The sequence below is a fragment of the Macrococcoides bohemicum genome (assembly GCF_003259675.1).
Taxonomy (GTDB): domain Bacteria; phylum Bacillota; class Bacilli; order Staphylococcales; family Staphylococcaceae; genus Macrococcoides; species Macrococcoides bohemicum.
The window spans coordinates 1-3,957 of record NZ_PZJG01000017.1 but is presented as its reverse complement, the minus strand read 5'-3'; the positions used below and the strand labels follow the sequence as shown (position 1 = coordinate 3,957).

The window sequence follows — 3,957 nt, the reverse complement described above, 5'->3', positions numbered from 1 at the left end:
AGATGAGATTTCCCAACTTCGGTTATAAGATCCCTCAAAGATGATGAGGTTAATAGGTTCGAGGTGGAAGTACAGTAATGTATGGAGCTGACGAATACTAATCGATCGAAGACTTAATCAATTTTATGTTAAAAGCGTAAGCGAGCGTTATGGCTTGATTCATTTTTGATAAACTGACTGACAGCGCAGCTGGAATGGAAGTTTAGAAAATGATGAAAGACAGCGAAGCTGAAGCTGGATATAGATTTTTTGCACGGTGATGTTTGGTACATCATATTTCTTCTTAAGTTTATCTAGTTTTGAAGGTACAATACCTTTAATATACTTTGTCTGGTGACGATGGCAGAGAGGTCACACCTGTTCCCATACCGAACACAGAAGTTAAGCTCTCTAGCGCCGATGGTAGTTGGTCTTACGATCCGCGAGAGTAGGACGTTGCCGGGCAATGCATAAGAGATCCTTCGGGGTCTCTTTTTTCTTTATATATTTAATGATAGGTTATATAAGTGGGCGAATTGCGCCATAATTCGCCCACTGAGTCCATCCTCCATAATAAAAAAGATGTACATAACCTTGTTTACTAATAAAGTTACCGTTATCAAAACGATATAATCCTGAATAATTTTTAATATCAATATGTATAACCGTATCATTTGCAATAAATAAAAAATCATATTGAGCTGTGCCAAACATATCTAGCGTTAAATCCCATATGCGTACTAATTGCTCAAAATCTATTATATACTCAAAAAATGCATATTCTCCTTCAAATCCCTTTAAATAATTCCTTAAGTTTTGATAATCCAGGTCTTCCAGAATAACTCGTCCATTTATTTTACATAAATATTGATAATAAAAGTTTCGAAGATGTCGTTTGAGTAGCATTTGAGCCTCCATAAATTATTGCAATAACCGCTTAATAATTGTTTCTATTTTATCATCCTCAAAACTTCCAAATCCAATAATATATTGGTTATTATAACTTGTATTCTGTCCCTCATAATAATCTTGAATTGTATTTATTTCAATATCACGTGTATTTAATTTCTCTTTAGTTTCAAATACAAAATGCATACCAGCATCATTTCCATATATCTCGAAATTATTAAAATGTTCATCAATCAAATCCAATGTAAGTTCTAATTTCTTCTTGTATATTTTACGCATACGATTAATATTGCGCTCAAACTCACCATCTCTTAAAAATGATGTAATCATAAACTGTATATGTTTAGGAACAGTATTGTTAGGTTTATTTTCTAGAGTAAAATATTTCTTCAATAACAACTTCGGTAAAACCATATAAGCCACACGAATACTAGGAAAAATCGACTTTGAAAACGTGCTCATATAAATAACTTTGTCATTTGCACTCATACCTTGTAAAGCTTTCAAAGGTCTTCCTCTATATCGGAATTCACTATCATAATCATCCTCAATAATAAATCTCTCACCATTATCTGCCCATTTTAATAACTCGATGCGGCGCTTCGCGCTTAGCACAACGCCTGTTGGAAATTGGTGACTGGGCGTGACATGAACGACGCTCGCACTATGCCCTAAATCACTTGCGATAATACCATCTTCATCAACATTTACATTAATATAATCACGTTCCTCATACTTCAAGACTTTCTTGATCAAAGGATATCCTGGATTCTCAATGTAATACTTTCGCTCTCCTAGAATTCTAGTCAATAAAGTAAAAAGTTGTTCAGTAGAGCTGCCAACGATAATTTGTTCATTATTACAATTGACCCCGCGAGAATGATATAAATATCTTCGAATTTCGTTTCTTAACGATAACTCTCCTTGTACATCACCTCGTTCAAGTAATTCAAATTGTTCTTCTTCAAATGCATCACGCGCATATTTTCGAAACTTCTGGAATGGAAAAGACTTAATATGACTGTCTTCAATTTTAAATGAGATCTTATTACTAGAATCTATATTCTCCTCCAATTCTACCATCTCCCGTGGTATCGTATGAATCGTCTGAATATCTTCTACAAAAAATCCAACTTTAGGTTTTGAATATATATAGCCTTCATCTAAAAGCTGATGATATGCAATTTCTACAGTAGTTAAACTTAAGTTTAAATGACTGCTTAGCTTTCTTTTAGAGGGTAACTTTTCATTAAACTGAAGTTTTCCACATAATATATCTTCTTTAATAAATCGATAAAGCTGTGTATATAAAAATTCATTATCTTCAAAACGATATGTGAGCATCTCCATATAAACTGACCCCTTAATATTATTAAAAACTGGTACTTTTATAATACCAAATATTACGATACATTAGTTTATGTAAACTAAAATTCAGACTATTTAGAGGTGTAATGATGAGTAAAATTGTAGGATCAGATAAAGTTAAACGTGGTATGGCAGAAATGCAAAAAGGAGGCGTTATTATGGATGTTGTCAACGCTGAACAAGCAAAAATTGCTGAAGCTGCTGGTGCAGTAGCTGTAATGGCATTAGAACGTGTGCCTAGTGACATTCGTGCAGCAGGTGGCGTAGCACGTATGGCTGACCCACGTATCGTTGAAGAAGTAATGAATGCAGTATCTATTCCTGTTATGGCAAAAGGTCGTATCGGTCATATTACTGAAGCACGTGTATTAGAAGCTATGGGTGTGGACTATATCGATGAGTCAGAAGTATTAACTCCAGCAGATGAAGAGTTCCACTTAAAGAAAGATGAATTTACAGTACCTTTCGTTTGTGGATGTCGTGATTTAGGAGAAGCAGCACGTCGTATCGGTGAAGGTGCAGCAATGTTACGTACGAAAGGTGAGCCTGGCACAGGAAATATCGTTGAAGCTGTGCGTCACTTACGTAAAGTAAATGCACAAGTACGTAAACTAACTGTCATGAATGATGATGAAATTATGACGGAAGCTAAACTTTTAGGTGCCCCTTATGAAGTATTAAAAGAGATTAAAGCTTTAGGTAAGTTACCAGTTGTAAACTTTGCTGCAGGTGGTGTTGCTACACCAGCGGACGCAGCATTAATGATGGAATTAGGAGCTGACGGTGTATTCGTAGGTTCTGGTATCTTCAAATCAGAATCACCTGAGAAATTTGCGAAAGCAATCGTTCAAGCGACAACGCATTATCAAGACTATAAATTAATCGGTGAACTTTCTAAAGAGTTAGGTGCAGCGATGAAAGGTTTAGATATTAATAAACTTTCTTTAGAAGAAAGAATGCAGGAACGTGGCTGGTAAGATGAAGATTGGTGTATTAGCACTGCAAGGTGCTGTAAGAGAGCATATGCATCATATTGAGCTAGCAGGTCATACAGGGGTACCTGTAAAGCGTGTAGAACAACTAGAAGATATCGATGGATTAGTATTACCAGGTGGAGAATCAACAACGATGCGTCGTCTGATGGATCTCTATGGCTTTACTGAAACGTTACAACAAAGTGACTTGCCGATGTATGGCACATGCGCAGGATTAATCTTACTTGCAAATGATATCGTTGGATATGATGAAGGTCATCTAAAGAAGATGGATATCACTGTTGAACGTAATTCATTTGGACGACAAGTCGATAGCTTTGAAGCTGATCTAGACGTTAAAGGTATTGAAGAACAAGTCAATGCAGTCTTTATCCGTGCGCCACATATTGTGTCAGTTGGTCCGGAAGTTGAAGTATTAAGTACAGTAGAAGATAAGATGGTAGCTGTTAAACAAGGGAAATATCTTGGTATATCTTTTCACCCGGAGCTTACAGAAGATTATAAGATAATGAAATACTTTATAGAAGAAATGGTAATGAAATAATATTTCTGTAAAAGCCTGCATTTGAAAAATGCAGGCTTCAGACTGTAGACAAAGTCTCCTTCGGAGATGAAGTTTACAGTCTTTTTTTGATAAAATATAGATATATCATTGAACGGTGGTGTTTTACTTGATTAAGAGAAGTAAGTCTGAAGATATTAATAT

General features: G+C 35.5%; 4 protein-coding genes and 2 rRNA genes. 4 read left to right on the top strand and 2 right to left on the bottom strand.

All coding sequences use genetic code 11. From position 1 onward, the window contains the following. Together BHX94_RS12565 and rrf are read left to right on the top strand one after the other, a co-directional pair. Nucleotides 1-121, top strand: a 23S ribosomal RNA gene (locus BHX94_RS12565); the annotation flags it as partial. A gap of 208 nt (nt 122-329) precedes the next feature. Then, nucleotides 330-444: ribosomal RNA gene (gene rrf / locus BHX94_RS12560) — 5S ribosomal RNA — on the top strand. 54 nt (nt 445-498) lie between these two features. Here rrf and BHX94_RS12555 read toward each other — a convergent pair. Next, the gene (locus BHX94_RS12555) at nt 499-897 is read right to left on the bottom strand and encodes a nuclease-related domain-containing protein (protein ID WP_111747117.1); all 399 of its coding nucleotides are present in this window, start codon (nt 895-897) and stop codon (nt 499-501) included. Between the two features lie 3 nt (nt 898-900). After that, entirely contained in the window at nt 901-2,238 is a 1,338-nt protein-coding gene (pdxR, locus tag BHX94_RS12550) for a MocR-like pyridoxine biosynthesis transcription factor PdxR (RefSeq protein ID WP_111747115.1), read from the bottom strand. A gap of 107 nt (nt 2,239-2,345) precedes the next feature. Here pdxR and pdxS point away from each other — a divergent pair, with 107 nt between their 5' ends. Both pdxS and pdxT read left to right on the top strand, forming a co-directional pair. Continuing rightward, complete coding sequence (gene pdxS / locus BHX94_RS12545; RefSeq protein ID WP_015912392.1) at nt 2,346-3,233, top strand: pyridoxal 5'-phosphate synthase lyase subunit PdxS; 888 nt, start codon at nt 2,346-2,348, stop codon at nt 3,231-3,233. A gap of 1 nt (nt 3,234) precedes the next feature. After that, complete coding sequence (gene pdxT, locus BHX94_RS12540) at nt 3,235-3,795, top strand: pyridoxal 5'-phosphate synthase glutaminase subunit PdxT (protein ID WP_111747113.1); 561 nt, start codon at nt 3,235-3,237, stop codon at nt 3,793-3,795. Nucleotides 3,796-3,957 lie beyond the last annotated feature (162 nt).

Coding starts and splice junctions, on each gene's coding strand:
- pdxR (WP_111747115.1), bottom strand. CDS start 2,238: ATGGAGATGCTCACATATCGTTTTGAAGATAATGAATTTTTATATACA.
- pdxT (WP_111747113.1), top strand. CDS start 3,235: ATGAAGATTGGTGTATTAGCACTGCAAGGTGCTGTAAGAGAGCATATG.
- BHX94_RS12555 (WP_111747117.1), bottom strand. CDS start 897: ATGGAGGCTCAAATGCTACTCAAACGACATCTTCGAAACTTTTATTAT.
- pdxS (WP_015912392.1), top strand. CDS start 2,346: ATGAGTAAAATTGTAGGATCAGATAAAGTTAAACGTGGTATGGCAGAA.